The following is a 25,197-nucleotide window of genomic DNA, read 5'->3' on the forward strand; positions in this document are numbered from 1 at the left end:
TTGGCGCGAGCGCGTTCGCTGGCAGCAGCGGCAGCGTTCGCGCTGATTGCCGTCGCCTGTTCCGCCGGAGACGGCGGCGGGGACTCTGGCATCCCATCCGACCCGGACGAGGGCTCGGCAGGCGACGCAGCCGGTGAGGTCGCGACGACGCTGGGGGAGTCGCAGGCGGAGGTTGTTGAGGCACGCGAGGCCGGAGAGGCCACGGGAGAAGACACTCGCGACGTCTCATCCGGCCCGGTGCATGGCGGCCGGCTGGTGTACGGCATCGAGGCCGACACGGCGAACCCGTTCGCGCCCTACGCGGCGCTGTGCGCGATTAGCTGCCGCATGATCATGCGTGCGGTCACCGAGTCGATGTATGTCACCGACGCCAACGGCGACATCGTGCCGTATCTGGTGGAATCTGAGACGCCAAGCGACGACTTCCTGACATGGACGCTCCGGATCCGCGACGGCATCACGTTCCACGACGGCACGCCGCTGACCGGCGAGGCCGTGGCGTACAACATCAACCTGTGCCGCTTCAGCCAGCAGACCGGGCCCGGCTACCTAGGCATCGAGAACGTCTGGGGCGAAGGCCAGTACGTGTACTACGAGACGTCCATCCCCTTCGCGACCGGGCCGGGTCCCGCATCGAGGGCGCAGGGCTGCGGCTTCATGTTCTCGCCGGCATGGCTCGAGACGTTGCCGAACAACCCGATGTACACGTCGCCGTTCTCGCCGTTGTCGGCCGAGGAGCGGACTGCAGGCCTCGCCAGCGCCACCGGCGATCCGTCGGCACCGGTGGGGCTGGGGGCGTTCAAGTTTGTGGAGTACACGCCGGGCAACGGCAACAGCTTCATCGCCGAGCGCAACCCCGACTACTGGCGCGGCCCCAACGGCATCACCGGTGAGAGCCTGCCGTACCTGGACGAGATCGAGTTTGTGGTGGCCGTGGACATCGTGGGCCGCTCCAACGGCCTGAGAGCGGGCCAATTCGACATCATCCACACGTCGAATGCGGACGAGATCGCCAAGTACGAAGGCGACCCCGACTTCGTGCTGCTGCAGGCCAATGACTTCGGCGAGACCAACTTCAGCCTCATGAACGTGGCATCCGGCGTGAACCCGGTGCTCGCCGAGCTGCGGGGTCTTGACGAGCCGATCCAGATGGACCCGCACGGGCTCAATGCGGCCAACCCGCTGGTGCACCTGAGCTGCCGTAAGGCACTGGCGCACGCATTCGACAGCGAGCGATTCGTCAGCGAACGGTTCCAGGGCTTGGTGCGGGCGGCCAATGGGCCGTTCCCGCCCGGCAGCATGGGCTACCTGGACGACTCGGGCTACCCGTCCTTCGACCTCGATGCCGCGCGGGCCGAGTTCGCCCAGTGCAAGGCCGACAGCGGCCAGAACCCGGTGACGTTCGGGTTCAACTCCACCAACGACCCGTTCAACGTCGAGTCGAATGAGCTCATCGTGTCGATGTGGAGGGCAGCCTTCGGCGACGAGATCGCGGCAACGATCCAGCCCATCGAGCAGGGCCAGTACTTCGGCCTGGCGCTGGCCGGGCTGTACGAGATGATGGGGCTGCGCGCCCACGGCGGGGTGGACCCCATCGAGCAGTGGCTCTGGTGGAATTCGTCGACTGCGCTCCCGATCGACCCGACCGTGCCTGAGCTGGCCTCCAACCTCGGGCGCTTCCAGGACCCTGCCATCGATGCCGCGTACGACGTCATCCGCCACAATCCCGACCCCGAAGCTCGCCGTGAGGCCGCAGAAGAGGTGAATCGGGCCTTCGGGCGCAACGTCTGGAACCTGTGGACGCATTGGACGCTGTGGGGTGTCATCGCCAACCCCCGGGTGCAGAACCTCACCGACCTGCCGATCCCGGGCAGCGACGTCGGCGCGTTCGCCGTGAACGCCGGGGCACACCATGTCGCCCAGATCTGGTGCGATGACGGCGATTGTCAGGGCTGAGGCGATGCGTTGGTGCAAGAGGCTGAGCCGCATGGCGAAGCCGTGGCCCGAGCGGCCCGTGAGCGGAGCGAACATGAGCGGGCAACAATGGGCGAACCAGCTGGGGGGGGCACGACGGGCATGAAGCAGGCAGTCCGCGATCAGCTCGGCCGCATCGTCGCGGTGGCGCTGCTGGCCACGATCGCGTGGGCGTGGTTGTGGCGGCCCCCGTTCAGCTGGACCTTCGGCGTGCTCGTCGTCATCGGCACCGTCGGGGCCGGCATCGCGGACGGCCGTTACGCATTGCGTCGCATCGCCGGCGTGATCCCGGTGCTGGTGGGGGTGTCGTTCGTAGTGTTCGCGCTGATGGCGAGCCTGCCCGGCGACCCCGCCATCAACATCCTGGGCCCTGCGGCCACTGCCGACCAGATTGCGATCGTCCGCACCGAGCTCGGCCTCGACGAGCCGTTCTTCAACCGCTACGGCAACTGGCTGGGCGGCGTGCTCACGGGTGACCTCGGAACGTCGATCGTTCTGCGCGAGGACGTCGCCGACGGCATCTCGCGCTCGATGACCCCGACGCTGCAGATCATGGCCTACTCGGTCGTGATCGCCTTGGGCTTCGCCATCCCGCTGGGCATCTGGGCCGGCTACCGGCAGGGAACCAAGACCGACGGCACGATCAACAACGTGATGCTGGGATTCCTGGCCACGCCGAACTTCGTGCTCGCCGTGATGCTCGTGCTCTTCTTGTCCATCGGTGGGCTCAGCGTGGCAGGCAACGAGATCGGATTCCGCGTGCTGCCGGCCGCGCGCTATGTGCCGCTCGGCGAGGACGTCGTGCTGCATTTCAAGCACATGCTGCTGCCGTCGCTGGCGTTGGCGATGGGCCAAGCGGCCGTGTTCATGCGCTTGTTGCGGTCGGACATGATCGCCACGCTGCGCCTGCCGTTCATCGATCTGGCTCGCAGCAAGGGGCTGCCGACGCGACGGATCCTGTGGCGCCACGCGCTGCGACCGTCGAGCTTCACGCTGCTGACCGTGGTGGGGCTGACTGTCGGTCTGCTCATCGGCGGCGCGCTGATCGTCGAGTTCATCTTCACGATCCCAGGCGTGGGGGCGTACATCTTCCTGGGCGTCACCCAACGCGATTTCATCGCTGTGCAAGGCGGTGTGCTGGTGATCTCGACGCTCTACATCGTGGTGCTCACCATGTCTGATTTCCTGTACCTGGCCTTGGATCCGAGGCTGCGCGGCCGGGAGGTGGGCGCTCGTGCGTAAGCGGCTGGGGTTCGTCTTCTGGGTGGCGGTGGCATACCTCGTCGTGCTCGCCCTTGCGGCCGTGTTCGCCGACGTGCTGCCCATCAAGGATCCTGCCGAGACCTTCCCGGGCACCTCGAAACAGGGGCCCAGCCTGACGCACTGGTTCGGCAACGACGGGGTCGGCAGGGATGTCTTCAGCCGCGTCATCTACGGGGCGCAGGTGAGCCTCGTGATCTCGACCGTCGGCACCGTGCTGGCGCTGGTGATCGGCGGCCTGCTCGGCATGGTCTCGGGGTACTTCAGCAGCCGGGTCGATCGCTGGCTCACGGCCACGCTGAATGCATCGCTGGTGATCCCGCCGCTGATCCTCTTCTTGGCGTTGGTGCTGTTCCTGGACGGCGAAGCGAAGCGGCGCATCTTCATCCTGGTGTTCACCTTCGTGCTGCTGTCGATCGCGCCGATAGCGCGAGTGGTGCGTGCCGCCACCTTGAGCTGGGCCGGGCAGGATTTCGTGCTCGCGGCCCGCACTCTCGGGGCCCGAGACGGCAGGGTGCTGTTCCGTGAGATCTTGCCGAATGTGGCGCCCTCATTCGTCAGCTACTCGCTGATCATCATGGCGGGCCTGATCGTGGTGGAGGGCTCGGTGGCGTTCCTGGGCCTGAGCGTCCCGCCGCCGACGCCCACCTGGGGGGACATGATCAACAAGGGGCGCACAAACCTCGATGTGGCCGCGCACATCAGCCTGATGCCCGCAATCGTCATGTTTGTGACGGTGCTGGCGCTCAACTTCGTGGGCGACAAGCTGCAGCAGTACTTCGAGCCGAGGGAATCGGTCTTGTGAGGGCCTCGCTGCCAAGGCAGGGCTGCGAGGGCCCGGTTGTGAGAGCTGGTCTCTGATGGCAGGCAGCGGAAACGCCCATCTGCGCCCGGATGCGCTCCTGAGCGCGCGGGATCTGGTGGTCGAGTTCCCGGCGGCCGGCGGCCGGACGGTGTACGCGGTCTCGGGTGTGTCGCTCGACTTGGCCGAGGGCGAGACCCTCGGGCTGGTCGGCGAGTCGGGCTGCGGCAAGAGCACGACTGGGCGGGCGATCCTGCAGCTGCCACGGCCCACCTCGGGCACCGTGCAGCTCGCCGGCCAAGAGCTGACCGAACTCGACGAGGACGCCATACGCGAGGTGCGGCCGCGGCTGCAGATGATCTACCAAGATCCGATCTCGTCGCTGAACCCACGGCGCCGCGTGCGCGACATCGTGGCCGAGCCGCTGTTCATCGCCTTGGAGAACGTGTCGAGGCGGACCGCCATGGCGGTGTGGCAGGACCGCATCGGCGAGCTGCTGCAAAACCTGCTGCGGCGGGCTGCAGTCCCGCTGCGCATCGTGGGCCGGCTGGCCTCGGTGGCGTTCGTGCTGTGGATCCTCTCCGAGACCGTCGAGGAGCGCGCCGCCGAACCGTGGCTGGGCTGGACGCAGGTGCCTGCAGCGATCATCGGCTTCCCGACGCTCGCGTTGTTGCTGCTGGCCGGCGCGATTGCCCTGTTGCTCGGCCTGACCTGGGTGCTGCTCGCAGTGATGCTGCCCTTTGGCTTGATGTCGCGCCAGTTCGGTGAGGTGTCCAGTGCTGTCGGGCTCGCGGGTGTGGTCGTCACCACGGGCGCGAGCGCCTTCATGCTGTGGCGCACCTGGTCGAGTTTCGGGGGCTGGGCGAAATGGCTGAACTCCGGCGGGCTGATCCTGCTCACCGCCGTACTGGCCGTATGGCTCGTGCTGTCGGTTGCGAAGCCCGAGCGGGCGGGTGCCAGTGGGGTCGCGACGACGCTGAGCGCCATGGTGGTTCTTCAGGTCTTCTACGTCGCCGGTCTCGACGGAGGCATCAAGCTGGCCGTGCTGGTGGCCTCGGCGGTCGTCGACGCCCTCCTGTTCCGGTGGGTGCTGCGGTGTTACCGGGTGAACCGCGACGCCGAGCGCGAGCAGGCTGAGCCGCGCGTCCGCGAGGTGCTCGAATACGTCGGCATCAACCCCGACGACGCCATGGACCGCCGGCCGTGGGAGTTCTCCGGCGGTCAGGCGCAGCGGCTCTCGATCGCCCGTGCGCTGGTGAGCGTGCCGCAGGTGATCATCTGCGATGAGCCGGTGTCGTCGCTGGACGTCTCGGTGCAGGCGCAGATTCTCAACCTGCTCGAAGACCTCAAGAACCTCATGGGCCTGACGCTGGTGTTCATCGCGCACGACCTGGCGGTGGTCAAGAACGTGAGCGACCGGGTGGCGGTCATGTACTTGGGCAAGCTCTGCGAGGTCAGCGAGCCCGATGCCATGTTCGATGAGCCCGCCCATCCGTACACGGAGTTACTGCTGGCGGCGATTCCGCAGCCTGATCCGGAGGCTGAGCTGGGGTCGGGGCGCATCGGCGGCGAGCTGCCCTCGCCGATGGATCCTCCGTCGGGCTGCCGGTTCCGTACCCGCTGCCCGCATGCGGCGCAGCGTTGCATCGACGAAGAGCCCGAGATGCGAGAGATCGCCCCCGGGCGGTATGTGGCCTGCCACACGCCGCTCGTCGGCGAAACGGCGCCGGTGCGCGTCGAGATGGCGTCAGCCTCGCGGGGGGAGTCGTGAGCGACGCCTCGGTGCCGGATCTGTCGGGGTCTGACGGGAGGCCGCTGCTCGACGTCGCTGAGCTGCACACCACCTTCCACACCCCGGTGGGCCCGTTGGTCGCGGTCGACGGAGTCGAATGGTCGCTGCGCCGGGGCGCTCGGTTGGGCGTGGTGGGGGAGTCCGGCTCGGGCAAGTCGGTCATGTCCCGATCCATCATGCGGCTGCTGCCCAAATCCCGGGTGACCTCGACCGGCAACGTCAGCTTCGACGGCATCGACATGATGTCGCTGGGCCGTCGTGAGTTGCTCGAGATGTGGGGACCCCAGCTCGCGATGGTCTTCCAGGATCCGCTGGGCTCGCTGAACCCGGTCATGAAGATCGGCAAGCAGGTTGGCGAGGGTCTTCGGGTGCATCGCGACCTGTCGGCGCGTGCCGCACGCAGCGCTGCGCTCGATCTGCTCGAAGAGGTGGGCATTCCCGAGCCGCACCGGCGCATCGACGAGTATCCCCACCAGCTCTCGGGCGGGATGCGCCAGCGCATCGTGATCGCCATCGCCCTGGCGTGCAGCCCTCGCCTGCTCATCGCGGATGAGCCGACCACGGCGCTGGATGTCACTGTGCAAGCCCAGATCCTGGACTTGCTCGAAGCTCAGCGGGCCGAGCGCAACATGTCGCTGGTGCTCATCACCCACGACCTGGGAATCGTGGCTGGCCGCACCGACGAGATCATCGTGATGTACGCAGGGCGAATCGTGGAGCGCGCACCCACCGCAACGCTGTTCAGCGACATGAGGATGCCCTATACCGAGGCGCTGTTCCGGTCGATCCCCAAGGTCACCGACGACAGCCATGCGCGCTTGGAGATCATCGGCGGCCAGCCGCCCCAGATGACCGATCTGCCAACCGGCTGCAAGTTCGCTCCCCGCTGCAAGTACGCGCAGGATCTGTGCTTCGCCGAGGAACCGGCGCTCATCGAGGTGCCCAAGGCGGCACCCGCTCGATCAAGCATCACCGGCAGCGATGACGACGACGAGCCCGGCCCCGCGGCAGGCGTGCACCTGTACCGCTGCTTCTACCCGGTCGGTACGCCCGAGGCGGCCGAGGCGTTCGAGCGCAACATCGCATCGGGCCGGGTCAGCGAAGCCGGGGTCGTGATCAACCCCACCTAGCGAGAGCGACGCTACGAGGGGATTTCTTCGTACCAGTCGTGTGCGTGGTGCAGCAGGTAGTCGCAGATCTTGGTGCACAGGTCGAAGGGCTCGCACATGTCGTCCTCGCCTTGCAGCAGCGCCTGTAGCGACAATTCCTTGCGTGCCACGATCATCAGCGTCCGTTTCGCTGCGTCGGTCACAGATGTGAGCGAATCGATGGCGGACACCTCGACCGGCAGGGCTGTGCCGCCGAGGCCGGCCAGGTCGGTCGCCAGCACGAGCATGTCGGGGCTGCGATCCAGCGGCGGGAGCGCCCAAGTGAACATCAGGGGCAACCAGAATTCATCGGGCGGCAGCTCGTCTTCTGGCGTCGCCCACAGCACCTCCTCGAATGACAGCATCGTGCGCGGATCGGCTTCCAGCGTGAGGTGAAGGTCGAGCGGGCCGCCGCAGGCCTCAGCGGGGTGCAGGTCGACCTCCCAGGTCTGGCGCAGGCTGTAGGTCTCGATGAACTGCCGCTCGTCGTGAATGTGAAAGCCGTGCGCATGCGCATGGTCTTTCAGGCTCGCCATGTAGCCAGAGATGTCGATCGCTGCCATCGGGATGCTCCCCATGCGGCGCTGAGGTGATGCGCGGAGGTTATAGCGCCGGGTGGCAGCATTCGACGAGTGAATTCAGAGAACGACGGTTGGCTGGAGCTGCTGCGGCGCACTGCCGATGCGGTTGAGGCGGCGCTGGCTGGCTTCGACCGTTGGCAGGACGGCGGGGAGCGACCCGATCAGTACGCGCTCGATCAGGTGGCCGACGCGGCAGCGCTCGGCGTGCTCGCTGCAGCCGGCGTCGGCGTGCTGAGCGAGGAGTCCGGGCTGCGCGCTGGGTCGGGCAGCGAGACCGTCATCGTGGACCCGGTGGACGGCTCCACCAATGCGTCACGGGGCATCCCGCACTACTGCATCAGCCTCTGCGTCGTGGACAGCGGCAACGCTGGTGCTGCCACGGCCCGGACCGGTGCCACGGTCGTAACGCCTGTGGCCGGGCTTGTCCGCCACCTCGTGTCGGGTGAGGAATTCACCGCCGTTGCCGGCGAGGGAGCGCATCTCGACGGTCGTCCGATCACTCCGAGCGGGTGCGAGCATGGTGCGCGTGCAGTGATCGGCGTATCGGGAAGGCCCAGCTCCGAGCTGCCGGTCTGGCAGGTGCGGGTGCTTGGTTCTGCGGCGCTGGACCTCTGTGCAGTCGCCTGCGGCCGACTCGACGCGTATCTGGACCTCAACTCGAACCATGGCGTCTGGGATTACGCCGCAGGAATCCTGATCTGCAGCGAAGCGGGCGCATGGTACGGCGAGGCCGGCGGCAGGGAGCTGTTCCACCTCAGCCACAGCGAGCGCCGGGGCCCCATCGCTGCCAGCACGCCCGAACTGGCGGCCCTGCTGAGAGGCTGAGCCGACACGCTCGGCAGCCGGGGTCCGGCTCAGGCGGCGGCCGGTAGCCTGCGAAACCCGGCCGACCGGGGGCGCTTAGCTCAGCTGGCGAGAGCACCTCCCTTACAAGGAGGGGGTCGCAGGTTCGAGTCCTGCAGCGCCCACAGGCCAGTTCCTTGAAAATCCATTATTGCGCAGCGGAATTTCAAGGATAAACTGGCTGGGTGCCACTGATTGCCCGGACTGTTGATGCTCAGAGGCTGCGCGAGGCGATGTCGCATGCGCCGGTGACGTTGCTCACCGGTCCTCGTCAGGCGGGGAAGTCCACGCTGGCGGGCCAGACCGTCGGCTCGTCGCCGGCAGCGTTCTTCGATCTCGAGGACCATCGTGACCTTGCCCGTCTTGCCGAGCCGACGCTGGCGCTGCGCGACACCGGCGAGACGATGGTCATCGACGAGGCCCAGCGGATGCCGGAGTTGTTTCCCACGCTTCGGGTGTTGGTGGATGAGAACCGCAGGCCGGGCCGGTTCGTGGTGCTGGGCAGCGCGTCTCCTGATCTTGTCGGCCTCGGCTCGGAGTCGTTGGCCGGCCGGGTGACGTTCGTGGAGCTCGGCGGTTTTCGGCTTGCCGATGTCGGCCCCGAGCGTCTCGAGGACCTGTGGCTGCGAGGAGGCCTGCCAGAGCCCTTCGTGGCAGCCACCGATGAGGCGTCCAACCGGTGGCGCGACGACTACATCTCGACCTTCTTGGAGCGCGACCTGGCTGCGCTGGGCTTCGGGTTCCCGGCCACGACGATGCGGCGCTTCTGGACGATGCTCGCCCACTATCACGGGCAGACTTGGAACGGGGCCCGTATCGCCCGGTCGATTGATGTCTCGGAGTCGACCGTGAGGCGCTATGTCGACGCGCTGAGCGACGCCTTGGTGGTCCGCCAACTGCCGCCGTGGTTCGCCAACATCTCCAAGCGCCAGGTCAAATCGCCCCGGGTCTACATCCGCGACTCGGGCCTGCTGCACCGCCTGCTCGGCATCTCCACGATGTACGACCTCGAGCGATCCCCGATGCTGGGCGCGAGCTGGGAGGGCATGGTCATCGAGCAGATCTTGACCAGGTTCGCCCCGGCCGAAGGGTCCTACTGGTCGACCCATGGGGGAGCGGAGCTCGACCTGCGCTTGGAGATCGACGGACGAGTCCTCGGATTCGAAATCAAGCGCACGGCTCAGCCCGCAGTCACCAAGTCGATGCACGTCGCCCTAGCCGACCTCGGACTCGACCACCTCTTCATCGTGTACGCCGGCCCCCACCGTTTCCCGCTCGCCGACCGCATCACCGCCATCGGCGCAGCAGAACTCTTGACCGCAGCGCTACATCATCGGGGCTGGATTGGCGCGGCATAATCGTTTCGAGAGCCGTCTCGCAGTAACAGGCTCGCACATCGGCGCGCCTCAGCTCGCCGATCTGCGTCGTGCCCCACGACCGATTGCATTGCCGGTCGGCGGCTGGCTCAGTAGATGCCGGGAACGATGCGGTAGGGGACCCGTTCGCGGTATTCGGCCCATTTCTCGGGGCCGTACTTCTGCGCGCAGCGCTTGTCGTCGTCCATCTGCCGGTAGCTGAACAGCGCAAACACGTAGATCAGATAGAGCCACGCCCACAGGTTGCCGAAGTGACCCCACGCCACGGCGAGGCCCAGCCCGTAGAACACTTCGCCCATGTAGTTGGGATGGCGGGATGCGCCCCAGAAACCGCTGCACAGAATCTTGCGCTCGCCGGCTTCGATGATCTGCGGCTTGATGCCCAGGAAGCTGCGCTCGGGCCAGCGCTTGAACGTGTACTTCTGCATGTTGGCGCCACGGCTGACGCACCAGCCCGCCAGGTACAGCGCCGGTGCGCCGATCAGCCAGAGCGCCCGCCAGCCCCCTGAGTGGCCCGGATCGGAATGCGCTGCCATGCCCCACATCGGGATGATGAACATCCAGCCGTAGACGAACAGGCCGCCCCAGAACATCTTGAACCCGAGGCGCTCGTAGATGATGTCGAACGTGTAGAGCTGCACTCGCTCGAAGACGAAGTAGTCGAAGACGTAGAGGGTGAAGAACGCCGCGAAGAGGTACGCGCCTGGATTCGCGTCGTCACCGAACTTGTCGTAGTGCCAGACCGCGCCGGAGAAGGCGTTGAGCGACAGCATCGTGCCGCCGACGACGTAGAAGTACATCTTGAGATCGATGCGGTCGTTGAAGAACTGCATCTCTTGGGCGCGGCCGAACCAACATGCCAGGAACTTGTTCTTGACGTCGCCTTCGGGCTGGCTGAACACGGCAATCAGGGTCATGATCACGGCCAGTACCGTTCCGCCGGCTACGGCGTACAGCGATGAGCGGTAGAACCAGTCGCGCGGCATGCCGGTGAGCTCGAACCACCACAGCGCCTGGGCCACCACGAACACCGCCAGGCCGTTGAGGCGGTAGCTGCGGGGCTGGCCGGTCTCGGTGTCGGTGACATAACCGGGGACGCGCTTTCCGGGAATGACCATCTGCAGCACGAAGAACGCGGCCATCACGAACAGCGGTGTGAGAAAGCCCAACACCGCTTCGCCCGCAGTCAGCTCTGTCAGGTGCCCGATGCCGAGTCGCTCGAACATGGGTGGCCTCCTTTCCGGTACCGGCGCAGCCGGTTGTCGCTAGAAGATGCCGGGAAGGATCCGGTATGGAACCCGGGCCTGGTACTCGGCCCACTTCTCCGCGCCGTACTTCTCGGCGCAGACCTTGTCGTCCTCGAACTGGCGGGGAACGAAGAAGGTCACGATCATGATCAAGTAGCTCCAGGCCCACAGGTTGGTGAAGTGCCCGAACGCGAGCGCATTGGACAGCCCGTACAGGGCCTCGCCGAAGTAGCCGAAGTGCCTGGCCTTCCCCCAGAACCCGCTGCAGAGGATCTTGCGGTCGCCCGCCACGATCACCTCCGGCTTGATGCCGAGGAAGGAGCGTTCGGGCCAGCGCTTGAACGTGTATTTCTGCATGTTGGAGCCGCGGGAGATCACCCAGCCGGCCACGAACAGCACTGCGCTGCCGATCAGCCAGAGGTACATCGGGCCGCCTGAGAAACCCGGATCGGGGTGTTTCGCCAAGCCCCACAGCGGCAGCACGAACATCCAGCCCCACACGAAGGGCCCGCCCCAGACCAGCTTGAACCCGACGTTCTCGTGGATGAGGTCGTAGGTGTAGAGCTGCACTCGCTCCCACACGAAGTAGTCGAAGACGTAGAAGGAGTTGATGATGACGTAGAGGACGAGGCCGGGGTTGACGTCGTTGACCTCATCGACGTGCCAGGCCAGCGCGGACCAAGCGTTGAGCGAGAGCATCGTTCCGCCGACGATGTAGAAGTACATCTTGAGGTCGAAGCGGTTGTTGAAGAACTGCAATTCCTGCGCACGTCCGAGATAGAACGCAATCAACGGGTTCTTCTGCTCGCCCACGGGCTGGCTGAACACCACGATGGCCGTCGCGATGGCGGCGATGATCACGCCGCCTGCTATCGCGTACATGGTCGAGCGGTAGAACCAGTCGCGCGGCAGCCCGAAGAGCTCGAACGCCCACACGATGTGCGCCAGCGCGAACACCAAGATGCCGTTGAGTCGGTAGCTGCGGGGCTCGCCGGTGTCGCGGTTGGTGGCGTAGCCGGTCACGCGCCGGGCGGGCAGGATCATGTGCGCCACGAAGGCGAAGGCGCAGACGAACAGCGGTGTGAGGAACCCCAGCACCGCCTCACCGGCGGTCAATTCGAACAGATGGTCGATGCCGAGCCAGCCGATCATGATCTGCACCCCTTCTCACGCATCTATGCGCAGACCGCCAGTATTGCCGTCAACGGCCTGCCGCTGAGGGACTCCTCGGCGCATTCGGCAGTAGCGTCCGGCAGCAACTGTAGGAAGGTGCGTGAACCGATGAAACTCGACAGCGGGGATCGATTCCCCGAACTCACACTGGCCGACCTCGAGGATCAGCAGGTCACGATCCCCGGCGTCTTCGGCGATGGCTGGGGTGTGGTGCTGGTGTACCGGGGTCACTGGTGACCGTACTGCCGTCAACAGTTGGTTGACTTCGACGGCGCCGGCTCGCTGCTCAAGTCGCTCGGCGCCAGCGTCGTGGCGCTCTCCGTGGACGACAAGGAGACCACGCAGGGCCTCTCCGACGGCTTGCAGCTGCGCACGGTGAAGATGCTGCACAGCGCAGACATGGCTGAAGTGTCGTCGCTGACCGGCGCCTACACCGAAGAGGGGCGGGGCATCCTGCACGCCACCGGGTTCATCCTGTCCCCGGGCGGCAAGGTGGCTCAAGCGTGCTATTCGACGGGGCCGATCGGACGGTTCACCGCGCTCGACACGATGCGGATCATCCGCTTCGTGCAGCAGATGAGGCAGCGCCAGGGCTAGGGCTAACCGCCACGTGTTGACTGCTCGGCGGCTAGCCGCCCTGTGCTGATTGCTGGGCGGTTACCCGCCCACGATGAACCGCTGGTGCGTGCCCTCAGAGATGAGCGTGTCACCGTGGGTGACCCGGATGTCGAAGACGAGACGGCGGCGGTCGACTTCGCTGATCTCGCCCGACACCACGACGTCCTCGCCCGAGGACACAGCGGCTTGGTGGCTGACGCAGATGTGTATGCCTACGGTCGTCTGGTTCTCGTCGAGGTGCGGCTGAACGCCGAACAGGCAGGTGCCTTCGATGAGACGGACCATGTCAGGGGTGGACAGCACCTTGTTGGGCAGGTGCGGCGGGGACATCTCGTCGGTGACCCGGTGGGTCTCGCTTGTGGTGAATCCGACTTCGATGGCTCCGCTCATGGCGGCAAACTGTAGAAGACGCGCTCTGGCGAAGTGTCAGGCGCCGCCCCAGTAGGTTGCGGGAATGCCTGAGCTGCATCCGCAGTGCGAACCGCTCGCCCCGCTGCTGGGCACCTGGCAGGGTGGCGGCACCGGTCAGTACCCGACCATCGACGACTTCGCCTACACCGAAGAGTTGACGTTCGGCCACGTCGGCAAGCCGTTTGTGTCGATGATCCAGCGCACGCGCAACCGCGAGACCGGTGAGCCGTTGCACTCGGAGGCGGGCTACCTGCGGGTCCTGCCCGGGGGCGATTTGGAACTCGCGCTGGCACAGCCGTCCGGCGTTGTCGAGATCTGCCTCGGCACGGTCCGCACCACATCCGACGGATTGACGATCGAACTCCGCAGCTCGCAGGTCGGCCTCACGCCCAGCGCGAAAGAGGTGACCTCGGTGCGGCGGGAGCTGAGCATTGTCGGGCTGGGGACCGACGACGCCTCGCTGATCTCCGAGCTCTGGATGGCCGCCGTGGGGCACCCCGAACTCCTGCACCACCTACGCGGCGAGCTGGCCAAACTGGCCTGACACAGCCGGATCAGCGAGCACTGACAAAGATCGCTGCGACGCCGCGGCTGCGGCACACCGGGTCCGCTCCGGCGCAACGTCCTACGCTGGCCCTTGGGTCAGAGGGGGAGCGATGTCAGAGATGTCCGGAACCAGTGCAGCAAACGGAGCCCATGCGGCCGACTACGGCGCCCCGACGGCAGCGGGCCGCCCCGATGTGGACGACGAGACGCTGGCGGCTGCGGTAGCGGTAGCGAACATCCCGACGCTGCTGATGGTGCTGGTGCAGATGACGGGCGAGCTGCATTGGCTCGACGATCCCTACCGGCCCAAGCGCCAGCCCGGACTCGGCGACAACGACACGGGCGGCCTGGCTCCCGAGCATCAGCAAGAGGTTCGGGAGGCTGCGCTCGAAGCCATCGCCGCATGGCGGGACGGCCGCCCGATGGCGATCGGCGAGCCTGACGACGCGTTGATCGTGCGCATGCTCAGCACGGCGATGGGCGAGCACGTGCCCGACGAGTACGGCGCCTTCACTGCCGCCCAGCTCGGCCTGGCCAAGTTCCTCGACCACGACCCGATCAACGTGCCACCTGGCTTCAAGGTGCTGGTGATCGGCGCTGGTGCCTCTGGGCTGTGCGCTGCCATCAACCTGCAGCAGGCCGGCGTGCCCTACGAGGTGGTCGAGCGCAACGGAACCGTCGGCGGCGTGTGGTGGGAGAACCGCTACCCGGGAGCCGGTGTCGACACGCCGAACCACCTGTACTCGTACTCGTTCGCGCCGCACGACTGGAAGATGTACTTCTGCCTGCGCGACGAGCTGCACGGCTACCTCGAGAAGGTGGCCGACGATTTCGACGTGCGCGGCAGCATCCGCTTCAACACCTCGGTGGAGCGCGTCAGCTACGACGCCGAGCGACAGGTCTGGCAGGCCGAGGTGCGCCACGTGGCCGACAACGAAGGCCGGTGGGAGACCGGGCGGCTCGGCCTCAGCGCCACGCCCGACGAGACCGGATTGCGGCGCCGCGACAACGGCGCAGCAACGGCACCCGGCGCAAACGGACATGCTCAAGGCGTCGACGGTCCCACCGAGATCATCGAGGCCAACGTCATCATCAGCGCCGCGGGCATCTTCAACCCGCCGATCCGCCCCAACATCGATGGCCTCGAGACTTGGAGCGGCGAAACGTGGCACACCGCACGTTGGCCTGCCGATGCCGATGTGACCGGCAAGCGCGTGGCGATCGTGGGCAACGGGGCGAGCTGCATGCAGACAGCGCCCGAGATCCAGCACGACGTGGAATCGCTGGCGATCTACCAGCGGTCGAACCACTGGGCTGCGCCGTTCGATCAGTTCCGCAAGCCGGTTCCCGACGCCATGCGAACCCTGTTCGAGGCGGTGCCGCTGTACCGGGCCTGGTACCGGGTGCGGCTGGGCTGGACGTTCAACGACCGCATCCACACCGCCTTGCAGAAGGACCCCGACTGGGAGCACCCCGAGCGGTCGCTCAACGCCCAGAACGACGCCCACCGGGCCTACTTCACCCGCTACGTGATCGACGAGCTGGGCGACCGGGCCGACGAGCTGCTGGACAAGGTGCTGCCTACGTACCCGCCCTTCGGCAAGCGCATGCTGATGGACAACGGTTGGTACCGGATGCTGCGCAACCCCAAGGTGGAGCTTGTCGACGATTCGATTGCCGAGATCTCCGGCCAGACCATCCGCACCGCGGATGGCACCGAGCGCGATGCCGACGTGCTGGTGCTGGCCACCGGCTTCGACGTGCTGCGGTTCATCACCACCTACGAGGCAACCGGCCGCTCGGGCCGCAGCCTGCGCGAATCGTGGGGCGACGACGACGCCAGCGCCTACCTGGGAACGGTCACGCCCGACTTCCCCAACTTCTTCACGCTGTACGGGCCGAACCTGCAGCCCGGCCACGGCGGCAGCCTGATCTTCGTGGTGGAGATGCAGGTGCGCTACGTGATGGACATGATCGCCAAGATGTGCGCCGAAGGGCTCGGCTCGGTGGAAGTGCGGCGAGATGTCCACGACGAGTATCGCGACCGCGTTGACGATGCCCACGAGAACATGGTGTGGATGCATCCCGGCATGACCAGCTACTACCGCAACGAGGCCGGCCGCATCGTGGTCAACTCGCCATGGCGCAACGTCGACTACTTCGACATGACCAAAGAGGCCGATCTCGACGACTACGTCTGCGAGCCCCGAGCAGCCGACCGGGAACTCGTCGCCGACTGATCGATATCAACTGAAATTCAACGGCGTTGCGCCTGAGCCCGTGGCTATGTTCAGCAGTCGGGCGGGGCCGCCGTTGCACAGAAAATCGTCCACTCTGCCCGGCGGCCCTGCCCTCTAGTTGCGAATCGTAGCAGCGGTTGCAGCAGTGCCCGCCGGAATTCAGGTGGCCAGTTCAGCGGCGATGGCCTCCAAGGCAGTGTCGACGTCGGCTTCGCTGATGTCGAGATGCAGCACCATACGCGAGCGGCCGAAACGCCAGTCGGCCAGCACGCCGCGGCCCTCGACACGCTTGCCGAGCGTCGGGTCGTTCTGATCGAGCTGTGAGAACACCATGTTGGTGTTGCAGCCGGTGACGGTGATGCCGTCGATGGCTGCGAGCCCGGCTGCAAGCCGCTGCGCATTGGCGTGATCGTCGGCCAGCCGGTCGATGTGGTGCTGCAGGGCATGCAGCCCGCCGGCAGCGATGATGCCGGCCTGACGCATCCCGCCGCCCAGCACCTTGCGCCAGCGACGGGCCCGGCCGACCAGTTCATCGGTGCCGCACAGCACTGAGCCGACGGGAGCGCCCAGGCCCTTGGACAGGCACACCGACACGGTGTCGAACGGGTCGGCCACCTCGGCGGGGGAGCAGCTCAGCGACACCGCTGCGTTCCACAGGCGGGCACCGTCGAGGTGCAGCCCGAGACCGTGACGGTCGGCGAAGTCGCGGGCCTCCTGATGCTGGGCCGGCGTGAGCACCATGCCGTCGATTGTGTTCTCCAGGCAGAGCAGATTGGTGCGGGCGAAATGGCTGTTGTCGGGCTTCACGGCTGCTTCGGCCGCTTCGAGATCCAGCATTCCCGTCTCGTCGGTCGGCACCGTTTGTGGCTGGATGCTGCCCAGCACCGCTGCGCCGCCGCCTTCGTACATGTAGGTGTGGGCGTGGTGGCCCACTATGTACTCGTCGCCCCGCTCGCAATGCGCCAGCAGCCCGCACAGGTTCGACTGGGTGCCGCTCGGCACGTACAGTGCCGCCGCCTTGCCGAGCAATTCGGCGGTGTAGCGCTCGAGCTCGTTCACCGTGGGATCGTCGCCCCACACGTCGTCGCCGACATCAGCGGCTGCCATGGCCGCCCGCATTTCGGGCGTCGGCTTGGAAACAGTGTCGGAGCGCAGGTCGATCACGGCAGCAAGCCTGCCATGCGGCTTACGCCGTGCAACGAGTAGGCCCGGGCAAGACCGATCAGATGGACCCGTTCAGCTCAGTTGCTCAGCCCTTGCCGTTGCGCAGCAGCTTGCCCGGCAGCGGGCCGTGCGGATCGACCGCATCGGCGCCGTCGCGGCGGATGATCGTGCCGTTCACCACGACCGCATCGATGCCCTTCGCATCGGAGATCAGCCGGTCTGCGCCGGCGGGCAGGTCGTACACCCGCCGCTTGCCCAGGTGGCCGACCTCGTCGGCGTCGAACACCACCACGTCGGCGGGCTTGCCGTCGGTGAGCGTGCCCCGGTCGGTGATGCCGAACACCTCAGCAGGACGCTGGGTCAGCATGTGGATGGCGGTCTCGAGATCGAAGCTCTGGCGGCCTCGCACGAAGGTCTGCAGGAACTCCGTGGAGTACTTGGCGTCGCAGAGCTGGCTGGCGTGCGCTCCGGCGTCGGACAGCCCGATCACCGTCGTGGGATCGTGCAGCAGCTCGTCGATGTCGTCAGGATCGTGATTGATCACGTCCTGGACGATGCGCATCTCCAGGTCGGCTTCGAGGGCCACGTCGAGCACCCAATCCACCGGGTCCTGACCCACCTCGTCGGCCATCTCCTGGATGTTGCGGCCCTCGAGTGCGGGGTTGTGCGGCAGGTAGCTGATCTCGGTGCGCGCCCAGCGGTCACCGATCTTGCCGCCATTGCCGGCCTTCTCCTTGAACTCGGCCCGCCAATCGGCGTCGGCGTAGTAGCGCTTGCGGCCTTCGAGATCACTCTGGGACACCGGGTTGAAGCAGCGCAGCGCTTCATAGATGAACGGCGCCTTCCAGCTCATCTCGAACTGGATCGGCTGCACCGCAACCTGCGGGAAGACCGGCAGACCCCGGTCGGCGATCTCGCGGGCACGCTCCAGATCAGCGCGATGGCTGCCCGGGCCCCGAGCTGAGCCCAGCAGCGCCGTCCAGCTCACATGTGCTCCCGTGGTCTCGGCAATCCGAGCGAACTCGTCGTGGTTGAGCCCCCGTCCCACCGTTGCCTGCATCACGCCGCCGACATCGCCGAGCGCCTGGGCGATCTCGACGATCTCGTCAGTTGTGGCAGCGCGGCTCGGTACCGGTCGCCCTTCGTAGCCGACGTGGGTCGATGCCTTGGACGTGGCAAAGCCGAGTGCACCGGCCCGCAGCGCCTCTGCCACCAGGTCGCGCTGGGCGGCGATCTCTTCGGGCGTGCCTTCACGCTCGGTTGCTTCTTCGCCCATGACGTACATGCGGGCGGCGGTGTGGCCGATGAGTGCCGCCATGTTCACCGCAGCGCCATTGGCTTCGAGCGCATCGAGGTACTGCGGGAACGTCTCGAAGCCCCAGTCGCCGAGGCCAGCACGCAGCGCATCGACGCTCATGCCCTCGACGTTCTCGAGCGTGCGCATGATGAGGTCGCGGTGCTCGGGCCGGGTGGGCGCCACCGAGAAGCCGCAGTTGCCCATCACGATGGTGGTGACGCCGTGCCACGGCGAGCAGCTCACGAGGCGGTCCCACATGATCTGCGCGTCGTAGTGGGTGTGGATGTCGACGAAGCCGGGGCACACGATGCGCCCGGTGGCATCGATGGTCTCGGCGGCCTCTGCCGGGGCCGAGCCGAGCGCCACCACCTTGCCGTCGGAGATGCCCACATCGCCGAGGTAGCGGGGCGCTCCGGTCCCGTCGATGATCGTGCCGCCCGTGATCTTCAGGTCATATGCCATGTCGCCGTCCCCGTGCTCGCCGCGTACGCGCTCACTGCCCTCGAGCCGGTCAGCCCGAGGCCGTGCCGCTTACGCTAGCCGCGCGCTCTTCGCCGGTCCCTGAGGAGCAGTGGTGCGGGCCGGTGACACTCCGCTGCCTAGTGTGCAGCCATGACTGCTGCGGAGCTGCCCGACGAGTTGGTCAACCGGGTGACGTGGAAGATTCCCAATGCGCTGGCGCTCGTGGGATCGAGGTCCGGTGACGAGCGCAATGCGATGACGACGAGCTGGATCACCCAGCTGTCGATGGAGCCGGTGATCATCGGCATCGGTGTGGAGAACACGGCCGTGACTCACCGGTTGATCACTGACGGCGGCTCCTTCACGGTGAATCTCTGGGACGCCGAGAACACCCGGCCGTTCGTAAAATTCTCCAAACCCGCCGCATACGAAGCCGTTGCTGACGGCACAAGCACAGGAACGCTCAACGGCTGGTCGGTGTACGAAGCTGCAACCGGGGCACCGGTGTTTGTCGATGCTGCCGCATGGATGGACTGCGAGGTGCGCCACAGCGTGAATCTGGGCACGCACACGTTGTTCATGGGCGAACTCGTGGCGGCGGGCATCAACGACGACGAAGTGCGGCTCGCCTCGATGTCGGACACACGCATGAAATACGGCGGCGTCAAGCGCCACTGACGGCGTCGCCAGGTCTGGATTCCTGCAGGAGACAGGGTCCGTGGGCGGTTTCAGACCTGCTCGGCTACCATGATGTGTCGCCCCTCTCGGGGCCTGCGTGTTCACCGCGGTGGGCACGCATTTTCTGCCCGCCGACCAGGGAAACCACGTGCCGAAAGTCAAAGACGACGCCATCTTGCTAGAAGGAAAGACCGTCGAAGCGCTCAAGGGCGGGCACTTCCGCATTGAGCTCGACAACGGCCACGAGGTGCTGGGGCACCTGAGCGGCAAGATGCGCAAGCACCACATCCGGATCCTTCCCGGAGATCGGGTGCAAGTCGAAGTCTCGGCATACGACCTCAGTCGCGGTCGCATCACGTATCGCTACAAGTAGCCGTCATGAGCGCCACCACCCAGCCGTCCAACGGCACCGTTATGTACAGCGTTGAGCGGGATGCGGCGGGCGACGTCGCCACGGTCACGCTGAACCGTCCCGAGACGCTGAATTCCATGAACGACGAGTTCATGAACGACATCACCGAGGCCTTCGGCATGGTTGCTGCCGACGACGGCATCCGAGCGGTGGTCCTCACCGGCGAAGGCCGCGGCTTCTGCTCAGGCGCCGATCTGCGCAATGCGGCCGCTGGCGACGCCGAAGGATTCGACGCTGATGCAGCGGGCGAGGCCACGACCGACTCGATGGACAACGTGTTTCACCCGGCCATCCGGGCAGTGGCCGAGTGCCCGGTGCCGACGGTGGCTCGCATCAACGGCGTCACCGCAGGCGGCGGCATCGGTTTGGCGCTGTCGTGTGACGTGGCGATCGCGGCGCGCTCGGCGTTCTTTGTAGCGACGTTCGGACCCCGGTTGGGCATCGTTCCTGACTTGGGAACCACTTGGCAGCTTCCGATGCGGGTGGGCCGTGCCCGTGCGCTCGGCATGGCGCTGCTTGGTGAGCGGGTGACTGCCGATCAGGCCGAAGACTGGGGCTTGGTGTGGAAGACGGTGGATGACGAGGAACTGGACGTAGCCGTGGGGCAGGTGACCGACGTGCTGCGGCGCAGCTCGCCCGCCGCCATGAGCCGCATCCGGGAATCCGTGGACGGCGCCACGCAGCGTGATCTGACCGACCAACTCGACGTGGAGATGGGACACCAAGCGGTGCTGATCCCGCGCAACATGGCCGACGGGGCAGCGGCATTCCTGGCCAAGAGCGACCCGTCTTTCTCCGGCGACCGCTACTGACCCCAAGTACGCCGGCTGCTGGCAGACTGGCGCCATGACCGACACGCTTGACGCCCCGGCTGCCGACGCGGCCGTCGACCCCGCTGCTGCACGGGTTGACGCAGCCATCGACGAACTGCTCGCCTCGCACGACCCCAAGCAGCTCAGCTATGCCGAGTTTCGCGGTGCACAGTTCGACGCCGGCCTGGCGTGGGTGCACTTCGATGAGGGCCACGGGGGCCTGGGCGTAAGCCCCAAGCTGCAGCGCGGGGTGGAAGAGCGGCTGCGGGCGGCCGGCGCCCGGCCCATGAAGCCGGTGACCTTCTTCGCGCATCTGGCCGGGCCGACCATTCACACCCACGGCAGCGACGACGTCAAGCAGCGCTTCCTGCGGCCGATGTTCACCGGCGAGGAAGTGTGGTGCCAGCTCTTCAGCGAGCCGGGTGCGGGCAGCGACTTCGCCGGGCTGGCAACCCGGGCGGTTGCCGACGGCGAAGAGTGGGTGGTGAACGGCCAGAAGGTCTGGAACACCTTGGCTCATCTCGGCGACTACGGGATGCTGGTGACCCGCACCAATCCCGAAGTGCCCAAGCACCGGGGCCTGACCTACTTCGCGCTCGACATGAAGTCGCCGGGCGTGGAGGTGCGCCCGCTGCGCCAGATCACCGGCGAGGCCGAGTTCAACGAGGTCTACATGACCGATGTGCGCGTGCCCGATGCGAGCCGCATCGGCGACGTGGGCGACGGCTGGCGGGTGTCGCTGACCACGCTGATGAACGAGCGCAACGCGATCGGTGCGGGCGGTGCCGGCCCTCCCAAGCGAGGCTCCGGGCCCATCTCGGTGCTGGTGAAGCTGTGGAACCAGCGTGACGATGCCGAGCGCGACGACGTCACCCGTGATCGGCTGACAAAGCTGTGGACCCGTGCCGAAGTGCTGCGGCTGACCAATATGCGTGCGGGTGCCAATCGGCGCAAGGGCAACCCCGGGCCGGAGATGTCGATCGCCAAGCTGGCGTTCGCCGAGCTCAACCAGGCCCTCATGACCTGCGCGGTCGACATGATGGGCTCCGACGGGCTCGTCGGGTACGACTACACGTTCCGCCGCCCGGGGGATCTGTCGGTCGACGGTTCCGACGGCGGCGTCCAGCACGGGTTCCTGCGGGTGCGCGCCAACTCGATCGAGGGCGGCACCTCGGAGATCATGCGGAACATCCTGGGCGAGCAGGTGCTCGGCCTGCCGGGCGAGCCCCGCATCGACAAGGATGTGCCCTGGGTGGACGTGCCCCGCAACTGAGACACGCCCACCCAGCGGGTCACATGATCAGCTCTTGGCCTCGGTGAGCATGTCCTGCACGATCAGGCCCAGGTCACCCATCTGGGGGATCAGCTCCAGCCGCTCGTAGACGTCCGGCGGCGGGTAGATGCCCGGATCCTCAAGGATTTCGTCGAGGATGAACGGCGTCGCCGCCTCGTTCGGGCTGCCGTAGTACGTGTAGTTGGTGAGCGCAGCACCGTTCTCCGCGTCGAGCAGGTAGTTGATCATGGCGTGGGCCGAGCACACGTTGTCTGCGTTGTGCGGGATGGCCATGGTGTCCACCCAGCGCACGCCGCCCTCGACGGGGATCGTGTACACGTGGGTCTCATAGGCGTCGGTCTCGAAGAACGCCTGGGCGAACCCGCCGCTCCAGCCGTGCGCGACGTCGACCTCGCCGTTGACCAAGTCGTCGCCGTAGGTCACCGAGTCGTACTTGACCAGCCGGTCGTTGGTGGCCTTGAGCAGCGCACCCGCCTCGCGGATGGCGTCCTCGTTGCCTGACTCGATGGTCTCGGTGATGCTGTAGCCCAAGTACTTGAGCGCCGCCGACACGGCCTCGGGCGCGTCGTCGAGCATCGAGATGCCCCCGGGAACCTGCGCTGCGGTGTCGGCATCGAAGATGACCGCCCATGACGACTCGCCGCCGATCGCGTCGAGCGCGTCGTAGGTCATGCCGATGCCGGTGGTGCCCCACTGGTACGCCACGTGATAGCGGTGCTCCGGATCGAACGGCGGGTTGTCCCACGCATCGTCAATGTTGGAGAAGTTCGGGAGCGCGTCGTAGTTGAGCGGCAGCAGCAGCTCTTCTTCGATCATCAGCGCAACCATGTAGTCCGACGGCACAACCAGGTCGTAGATGGCCGCTTCGGATTCGACCTGGCTGAGCATCTGCTCATTCGACTCGTAGACCGTGTAATCGATGCTGACACCGGTTTCCTCCTCGAAGGCCAGCAGCAGCTCCTCGTCGATGTAGTCGGCCCAGTTGTAGAAGGCGAGGTCGCCGTCGGTCTCGCCGGGCTCGCAGTCGTCGGCGGCATTGTCGCTGCCTCCGCCGCCGCATGCACTGACGAGCAGCGCCGCGGCTGCGGCGAGTGCTAGCCACCGTGCCCAGCGTGTCGGGGATGCGCACTTCGCAAGGCTGTTCATGGTTCCTCCCTTGTCGACGCTCCTGTCGAGCGTCGCTGTCTCGCTTGCGTTGTCGGGACTGTGTCGGTTGTGCGCCTGGCGGCGCGGTGGGTTGTGCGCCTGGGCGGCGCAGTCGGGCTCATGGCGTCGTGCTCCTCGGACGCTGGAGGGCCAGCGATGCCACCACCAGCGTGATCGACGTGGCCAGCATGAGCGTCGAGATGGCGTTCAGCTCCGGCGTGACGCCCTGACGGATGGTGCTGAACACGTACACCGGCAGCGTCGTGGCGCCAGGCCCTGCCGTGAACGCCGAGATGACGACGTCATCGAGCGAGAGCGTCAGCGCCAGCAGGGCGCCCGCGGCGATGCCTGGCGCAATCAGCGGCAGCGTCACCCTCCTGAACGTACGCCACGGCGTGGCGTACAGATCACGCGCTGCCTCCTCCAGGGTGCGGTCGAACTGATCGAGACGGGCGCGTACCACCACAGCCACGAATGAGATGTTGAACGCAATATGGCTGAGCGCGATGGTCGTGACGCCCAGCGTGAACCTCGGGCCGATCGTGTCGATGAGCTTGAAAACCTCGGCGAAGAACACCAGCAGCATGACGGCCATGGTGATGTCGGGGATGACGATGGGCAGGTAGACGGTGCCGTCCAGCGCTCTCCGGCCCTTGAAGCGGTAGCGGTCGAGCGCCAGCGCCACAGCGGTGCCCAGCACCGTGGACACGACGGTCGAGCTGATCGCCACGATGAGCGACACACGCAGGGCGCTGATCACCTGCGTATTGCCCAGCGCCTCGCCGTACCAGCGCGCCGAAAGGCCTTGCCAGACGTTGACCCGCTCGGAGTCGTTGAACGAGAAGACCACCAGCACCACGATCGGCACATACAGGAACGCGAAGACGAACCAGGCATTGGCCTTCAGCAGGTGTCTGGCCGAGCGCTTGGTGCCGGCGGTGCCCAGGGTGCTCATGACCTGTGACTCCTCATCGCGTGACGCCCTGGGTTCGCTCGGCATTGGCGGAATTCCGCTGGTTGATGGCCACCGCGACGAGCATCGCCACGATCACCAGCACGCTCAGCGCCGCGCCCAGCGGCCAGTTGCGAGCGGCCTGGAACTGGCGTGCCACGTACGAGCCGATGAGCAGTGTCTTGGCGCCGCCCAGGATCTCCGGCACAACATAGGAGCCGAAGCTGGGCACGAACACCAGCACGCAGCCCGCCACGATGCCCGAGCGGGTGAGCGGCACGGTGACGCGCCAGAAGGCCTTCGCGCCGCTCGCGTAGAGGTCGCGGGCGGCCTCCACCAGGCGCCAGTCCATGCGCTCCAGCGCCACGTACAGCGGCAGCACCATGAAGGTGAGGAAGCCGTACACCATGCCCAGCACCACCGCAGTGGGGGTGAACAGGATCCGGAACGTGCCGAAACCCATCGCCTCGCTGAGCGCCGAGGCGGGGCCGTTCGACCCGAGCAGGAAACGGATTGCAAAGATGCGCACCAGACCGTTGGTCCAGAACGGGATCATCACCAGCACGAGCAGCCGGGCGCGCAGCCGGGGAGGACGGGTGGCCAGGTAGTAGGCGAAGGGGTAGGCGACCACGAGACACAGCACGGTGGTGAGGAATGCCAGCCAGGCGGAGCGGGCGATGATGCCGAGGATCACGTCGTCGGCGATGCGCTCGTAGGAGTTGAGGTTCCAGCCGCTCAGCGAGGTGCGGCCCGTGGACGTGCGGGTCGCGAACGAGTACACGGTGATGAGGCCCAGCGGGACCACGAAGAAGATCAGCAGGTACAGCGCTCCGGGCGTGGCGATGAGCGTGCCGGTGCGCCGCTTCCTGCGCTGTGCGGCCAGTTCTGCAGGGGTCAACAATGGTGGCGTATCGGGTCCAGCATCTGTCGGCTGCGCCGCTGCAGGCTTGGCGCGACGCAGCGATGGCA

At 66.5% G+C, this 25,197-nt stretch carries 23 protein-coding genes, 1 tRNA gene and 2 pseudogenes; 17 read left to right on the forward strand and 9 right to left on the reverse strand.

All coding sequences use genetic code 11. The features are described from left to right. From ACOGXD_RS13460 to ACOGXD_RS13485, 6 genes and pseudogenes are all read left to right on the forward strand, one after another. The gene (locus tag ACOGXD_RS13460) at window positions 1-1,956 is read left to right on the forward strand and encodes an ABC transporter substrate-binding protein (protein WP_419915537.1); all 1,956 of its coding nucleotides are present in this window, start codon (window positions 1-3) and stop codon (window positions 1,954-1,956) included. Window positions 1,957-2,043: 87 nt separating this feature from the next. Then, window positions 2,044-3,216: an ABC transporter permease gene (locus ACOGXD_RS13465; protein ID WP_419915538.1), complete on the forward strand. Its 1,173-nt coding sequence runs from the start codon at window positions 2,044-2,046 to the stop codon at window positions 3,214-3,216. Next, a complete protein-coding gene (locus tag ACOGXD_RS13470; RefSeq protein ID WP_419915539.1) occupies window positions 3,209-4,039 on the forward strand; it encodes an ABC transporter permease in 831 nt (276 codons plus the stop codon). The genes ACOGXD_RS13465 and ACOGXD_RS13470 overlap by 8 nt, the downstream gene beginning before the upstream one ends. A 55-nt stretch (window positions 4,040-4,094) precedes the next feature. Beyond that, a pseudogene (locus ACOGXD_RS13475) lies at window positions 4,095-4,469 on the forward strand (ATP-binding cassette domain-containing protein); the annotation flags it as partial. Between the two features lie 684 nt (window positions 4,470-5,153). Next, a pseudogene (locus ACOGXD_RS13480) lies at window positions 5,154-5,807 on the forward strand (oligopeptide/dipeptide ABC transporter ATP-binding protein); the annotation flags it as partial. Next, window positions 5,804-6,958, forward strand: a complete 1,155-nt coding sequence (locus tag ACOGXD_RS13485) for an ABC transporter ATP-binding protein (protein ID WP_419915540.1) — start codon at window positions 5,804-5,806, stop codon at window positions 6,956-6,958. The pseudogene ACOGXD_RS13480 and the gene ACOGXD_RS13485, both read left to right, overlap by 4 nt. Before the next feature lie 11 nt (window positions 6,959-6,969). Here ACOGXD_RS13485 and ACOGXD_RS13490 read toward each other — a convergent pair whose 3' ends face one another. Continuing rightward, a complete protein-coding gene (locus tag ACOGXD_RS13490; protein WP_419915541.1) occupies window positions 6,970-7,539 on the reverse strand; it encodes a hypothetical protein in 570 nt (189 codons plus the stop codon). A 69-nt stretch (window positions 7,540-7,608) separates the two neighbouring features. Between ACOGXD_RS13490 and ACOGXD_RS13495 the strand changes: the two genes are divergently transcribed. The 3 genes from ACOGXD_RS13495 to ACOGXD_RS13505 all read left to right on the forward strand — a co-directional run bounded on the left by ACOGXD_RS13495 (window position 7,609) and on the right by ACOGXD_RS13505 (window position 9,758). Next, window positions 7,609-8,382, forward strand: coding sequence for an inositol monophosphatase family protein (locus tag ACOGXD_RS13495; RefSeq protein WP_419915542.1), 774 nt, complete (start codon window positions 7,609-7,611; stop codon window positions 8,380-8,382). 69 nt (window positions 8,383-8,451) lie between these two features. Further along, window positions 8,452-8,525, forward strand: a tRNA-Val gene (locus tag ACOGXD_RS13500). Window positions 8,526-8,633: 108 nt separating this feature from the next. Next, a complete protein-coding gene (locus ACOGXD_RS13505; RefSeq protein WP_419917409.1) occupies window positions 8,634-9,758 on the forward strand; it encodes an ATP-binding protein in 1,125 nt (374 codons plus the stop codon). Window positions 9,759-9,865: 107 nt separating this feature from the next. Here ACOGXD_RS13505 and ACOGXD_RS13510 read toward each other — a convergent pair whose 3' ends face one another. Both ACOGXD_RS13510 and ACOGXD_RS13515 read right to left on the reverse strand, forming a co-directional pair. Further along, entirely contained in the window at window positions 9,866-11,002 is a 1,137-nt protein-coding gene (locus ACOGXD_RS13510; RefSeq protein ID WP_419915543.1) for a DUF1295 domain-containing protein, read from the reverse strand. Window positions 11,003-11,041: 39 nt separating this feature from the next. Continuing rightward, complete coding sequence (locus ACOGXD_RS13515) at window positions 11,042-12,175, reverse strand: DUF1295 domain-containing protein (RefSeq protein WP_419915544.1); 1,134 nt, start codon at window positions 12,173-12,175, stop codon at window positions 11,042-11,044. A 129-nt stretch (window positions 12,176-12,304) separates the two neighbouring features. Here ACOGXD_RS13515 and ACOGXD_RS13520 point away from each other — a divergent pair, with 129 nt between their 5' ends. Together ACOGXD_RS13520 and ACOGXD_RS13525 are read left to right on the forward strand one after the other, a co-directional pair. Beyond that, window positions 12,305-12,433 carry a hypothetical protein gene (locus ACOGXD_RS13520; RefSeq protein ID WP_419909079.1) on the forward strand — a complete coding sequence of 43 codons (129 nt, stop codon included), beginning with the start codon at window positions 12,305-12,307 and terminating at the stop codon, window positions 12,431-12,433. 18 nt (window positions 12,434-12,451) lie between these two features. Continuing rightward, window positions 12,452-12,793 (forward strand): peroxiredoxin, encoded by a 342-nt coding sequence (locus ACOGXD_RS13525; protein WP_419915545.1) that lies wholly within the window; start codon window positions 12,452-12,454, stop codon window positions 12,791-12,793. A 60-nt stretch (window positions 12,794-12,853) separates the two neighbouring features. On the opposite strand, the gene ACOGXD_RS13530 is transcribed toward ACOGXD_RS13525, so the two are convergent. After that, entirely contained in the window at window positions 12,854-13,204 is a 351-nt protein-coding gene (locus tag ACOGXD_RS13530; protein ID WP_419915546.1) for a thioesterase family protein, read from the reverse strand. A gap of 64 nt (window positions 13,205-13,268) precedes the next feature. Here ACOGXD_RS13530 and ACOGXD_RS13535 point away from each other — a divergent pair, with 64 nt between their 5' ends. Both ACOGXD_RS13535 and ACOGXD_RS13540 read left to right on the forward strand, forming a co-directional pair. Beyond that, window positions 13,269-13,769 (forward strand): FABP family protein, encoded by a 501-nt coding sequence (locus ACOGXD_RS13535; protein WP_419915547.1) that lies wholly within the window; start codon window positions 13,269-13,271, stop codon window positions 13,767-13,769. A 112-nt stretch (window positions 13,770-13,881) separates the two neighbouring features. Next, a complete protein-coding gene (locus ACOGXD_RS13540) occupies window positions 13,882-16,011 on the forward strand; it encodes a flavin-containing monooxygenase (RefSeq protein ID WP_419915548.1) in 2,130 nt (709 codons plus the stop codon). A 159-nt stretch (window positions 16,012-16,170) separates the two neighbouring features. Here the strand turns inward: ACOGXD_RS13540 and ltaE are convergent, their stop codons facing one another. Together ltaE and ACOGXD_RS13550 are read right to left on the reverse strand one after the other, a co-directional pair. Beyond that, window positions 16,171-17,175: a low-specificity L-threonine aldolase gene (gene ltaE, locus ACOGXD_RS13545; protein ID WP_419915549.1), complete on the reverse strand. Its 1,005-nt coding sequence runs from the start codon at window positions 17,173-17,175 to the stop codon at window positions 16,171-16,173. 85 nt (window positions 17,176-17,260) lie between these two features. Beyond that, window positions 17,261-18,934 carry an N-acyl-D-amino-acid deacylase family protein gene (locus tag ACOGXD_RS13550; RefSeq protein WP_419915550.1) on the reverse strand — a complete coding sequence of 558 codons (1,674 nt, stop codon included), beginning with the start codon at window positions 18,932-18,934 and terminating at the stop codon, window positions 17,261-17,263. Between the two features lie 150 nt (window positions 18,935-19,084). Between ACOGXD_RS13550 and ACOGXD_RS13555 the strand changes: the two genes are divergently transcribed. From ACOGXD_RS13555 to ACOGXD_RS13570, 4 genes are all read left to right on the forward strand, one after another. Beyond that, window positions 19,085-19,612: a flavin reductase family protein gene (locus tag ACOGXD_RS13555; RefSeq protein WP_419915551.1), complete on the forward strand. Its 528-nt coding sequence runs from the start codon at window positions 19,085-19,087 to the stop codon at window positions 19,610-19,612. A gap of 148 nt (window positions 19,613-19,760) precedes the next feature. Beyond that, entirely contained in the window at window positions 19,761-19,985 is a 225-nt protein-coding gene (gene infA / locus ACOGXD_RS13560) for a translation initiation factor IF-1 (RefSeq protein WP_323672860.1), read from the forward strand. A 5-nt stretch (window positions 19,986-19,990) separates the two neighbouring features. After that, window positions 19,991-20,836, forward strand: a complete 846-nt coding sequence (locus ACOGXD_RS13565) for an enoyl-CoA hydratase/isomerase family protein (RefSeq protein WP_419915552.1) — start codon at window positions 19,991-19,993, stop codon at window positions 20,834-20,836. A gap of 34 nt (window positions 20,837-20,870) precedes the next feature. Then, complete coding sequence (locus ACOGXD_RS13570; RefSeq protein WP_419915553.1) at window positions 20,871-22,109, forward strand: acyl-CoA dehydrogenase family protein; 1,239 nt, start codon at window positions 20,871-20,873, stop codon at window positions 22,107-22,109. Window positions 22,110-22,136: 27 nt separating this feature from the next. Here the strand turns inward: ACOGXD_RS13570 and ACOGXD_RS13575 are convergent, their stop codons facing one another. The 3 genes from ACOGXD_RS13575 to ACOGXD_RS13585 all read right to left on the reverse strand — a co-directional run bounded on the left by ACOGXD_RS13575 (window position 22,137) and on the right by ACOGXD_RS13585 (window position 25,126). Beyond that, on the reverse strand, window positions 22,137-23,276 hold the full coding sequence (locus tag ACOGXD_RS13575; RefSeq protein ID WP_419915554.1) for a polyamine ABC transporter substrate-binding protein: 1,140 nt from the start codon (window positions 23,274-23,276) through the stop codon (window positions 22,137-22,139). 118 nt (window positions 23,277-23,394) lie between these two features. After that, window positions 23,395-24,231, reverse strand: coding sequence for an ABC transporter permease (locus ACOGXD_RS13580; protein WP_419915555.1), 837 nt, complete (start codon window positions 24,229-24,231; stop codon window positions 23,395-23,397). A gap of 13 nt (window positions 24,232-24,244) precedes the next feature. Beyond that, on the reverse strand, window positions 24,245-25,126 hold the full coding sequence (locus ACOGXD_RS13585) for an ABC transporter permease (RefSeq protein WP_419915556.1): 882 nt from the start codon (window positions 25,124-25,126) through the stop codon (window positions 24,245-24,247). Window positions 25,127-25,197 lie beyond the last annotated feature (71 nt).

The sequence above is a fragment of the Candidatus Poriferisodalis sp. genome (assembly GCF_965204125.1).
Lineage (GTDB): Bacteria > Actinomycetota > Acidimicrobiia > Acidimicrobiales > Poriferisodalaceae > Poriferisodalis.

What these genes read in the sequence shown, in the direction of transcription:
- ACOGXD_RS13465 (WP_419915538.1), top strand. Translation starts at nt 2,044, where the DNA reads ATGGGCGAACCAGCTGGGGGGGGCACGACGGGCATGAAGCAGGCAGTC.
- ACOGXD_RS13490 (WP_419915541.1), bottom strand. Translation starts at nt 7,539, where the DNA reads ATGGCAGCGATCGACATCTCTGGCTACATGGCGAGCCTGAAAGACCAT.
- ACOGXD_RS13505 (WP_419917409.1), top strand. Translation starts at nt 8,634, where the DNA reads ATGTCGCATGCGCCGGTGACGTTGCTCACCGGTCCTCGTCAGGCGGGG.
- ACOGXD_RS13510 (WP_419915543.1), bottom strand. Translation starts at nt 11,002, where the DNA reads ATGTTCGAGCGACTCGGCATCGGGCACCTGACAGAGCTGACTGCGGGC.
- ACOGXD_RS13515 (WP_419915544.1), bottom strand. Translation starts at nt 12,175, where the DNA reads ATGATCGGCTGGCTCGGCATCGACCATCTGTTCGAATTGACCGCCGGT.
- ACOGXD_RS13520 (WP_419909079.1), top strand. Translation starts at nt 12,305, where the DNA reads ATGAAACTCGACAGCGGGGATCGATTCCCCGAACTCACACTGGCCGAC.
- ACOGXD_RS13530 (WP_419915546.1), bottom strand. Translation starts at nt 13,204, where the DNA reads ATGAGCGGAGCCATCGAAGTCGGATTCACCACAAGCGAGACCCACCGG.
- ACOGXD_RS13535 (WP_419915547.1), top strand. Translation starts at nt 13,269, where the DNA reads ATGCCTGAGCTGCATCCGCAGTGCGAACCGCTCGCCCCGCTGCTGGGC.
- ACOGXD_RS13540 (WP_419915548.1), top strand. Translation starts at nt 13,882, where the DNA reads ATGTCAGAGATGTCCGGAACCAGTGCAGCAAACGGAGCCCATGCGGCC.
- ACOGXD_RS13550 (WP_419915550.1), bottom strand. Translation starts at nt 18,934, where the DNA reads ATGGCATATGACCTGAAGATCACGGGCGGCACGATCATCGACGGGACC.
- ACOGXD_RS13555 (WP_419915551.1), top strand. Translation starts at nt 19,085, where the DNA reads ATGACTGCTGCGGAGCTGCCCGACGAGTTGGTCAACCGGGTGACGTGG.
- ACOGXD_RS13565 (WP_419915552.1), top strand. Translation starts at nt 19,991, where the DNA reads ATGAGCGCCACCACCCAGCCGTCCAACGGCACCGTTATGTACAGCGTT.
- ACOGXD_RS13570 (WP_419915553.1), top strand. Translation starts at nt 20,871, where the DNA reads ATGACCGACACGCTTGACGCCCCGGCTGCCGACGCGGCCGTCGACCCC.
- ACOGXD_RS13575 (WP_419915554.1), bottom strand. Translation starts at nt 23,276, where the DNA reads ATGAACAGCCTTGCGAAGTGCGCATCCCCGACACGCTGGGCACGGTGG.
- ACOGXD_RS13580 (WP_419915555.1), bottom strand. Translation starts at nt 24,231, where the DNA reads ATGAGCACCCTGGGCACCGCCGGCACCAAGCGCTCGGCCAGACACCTG.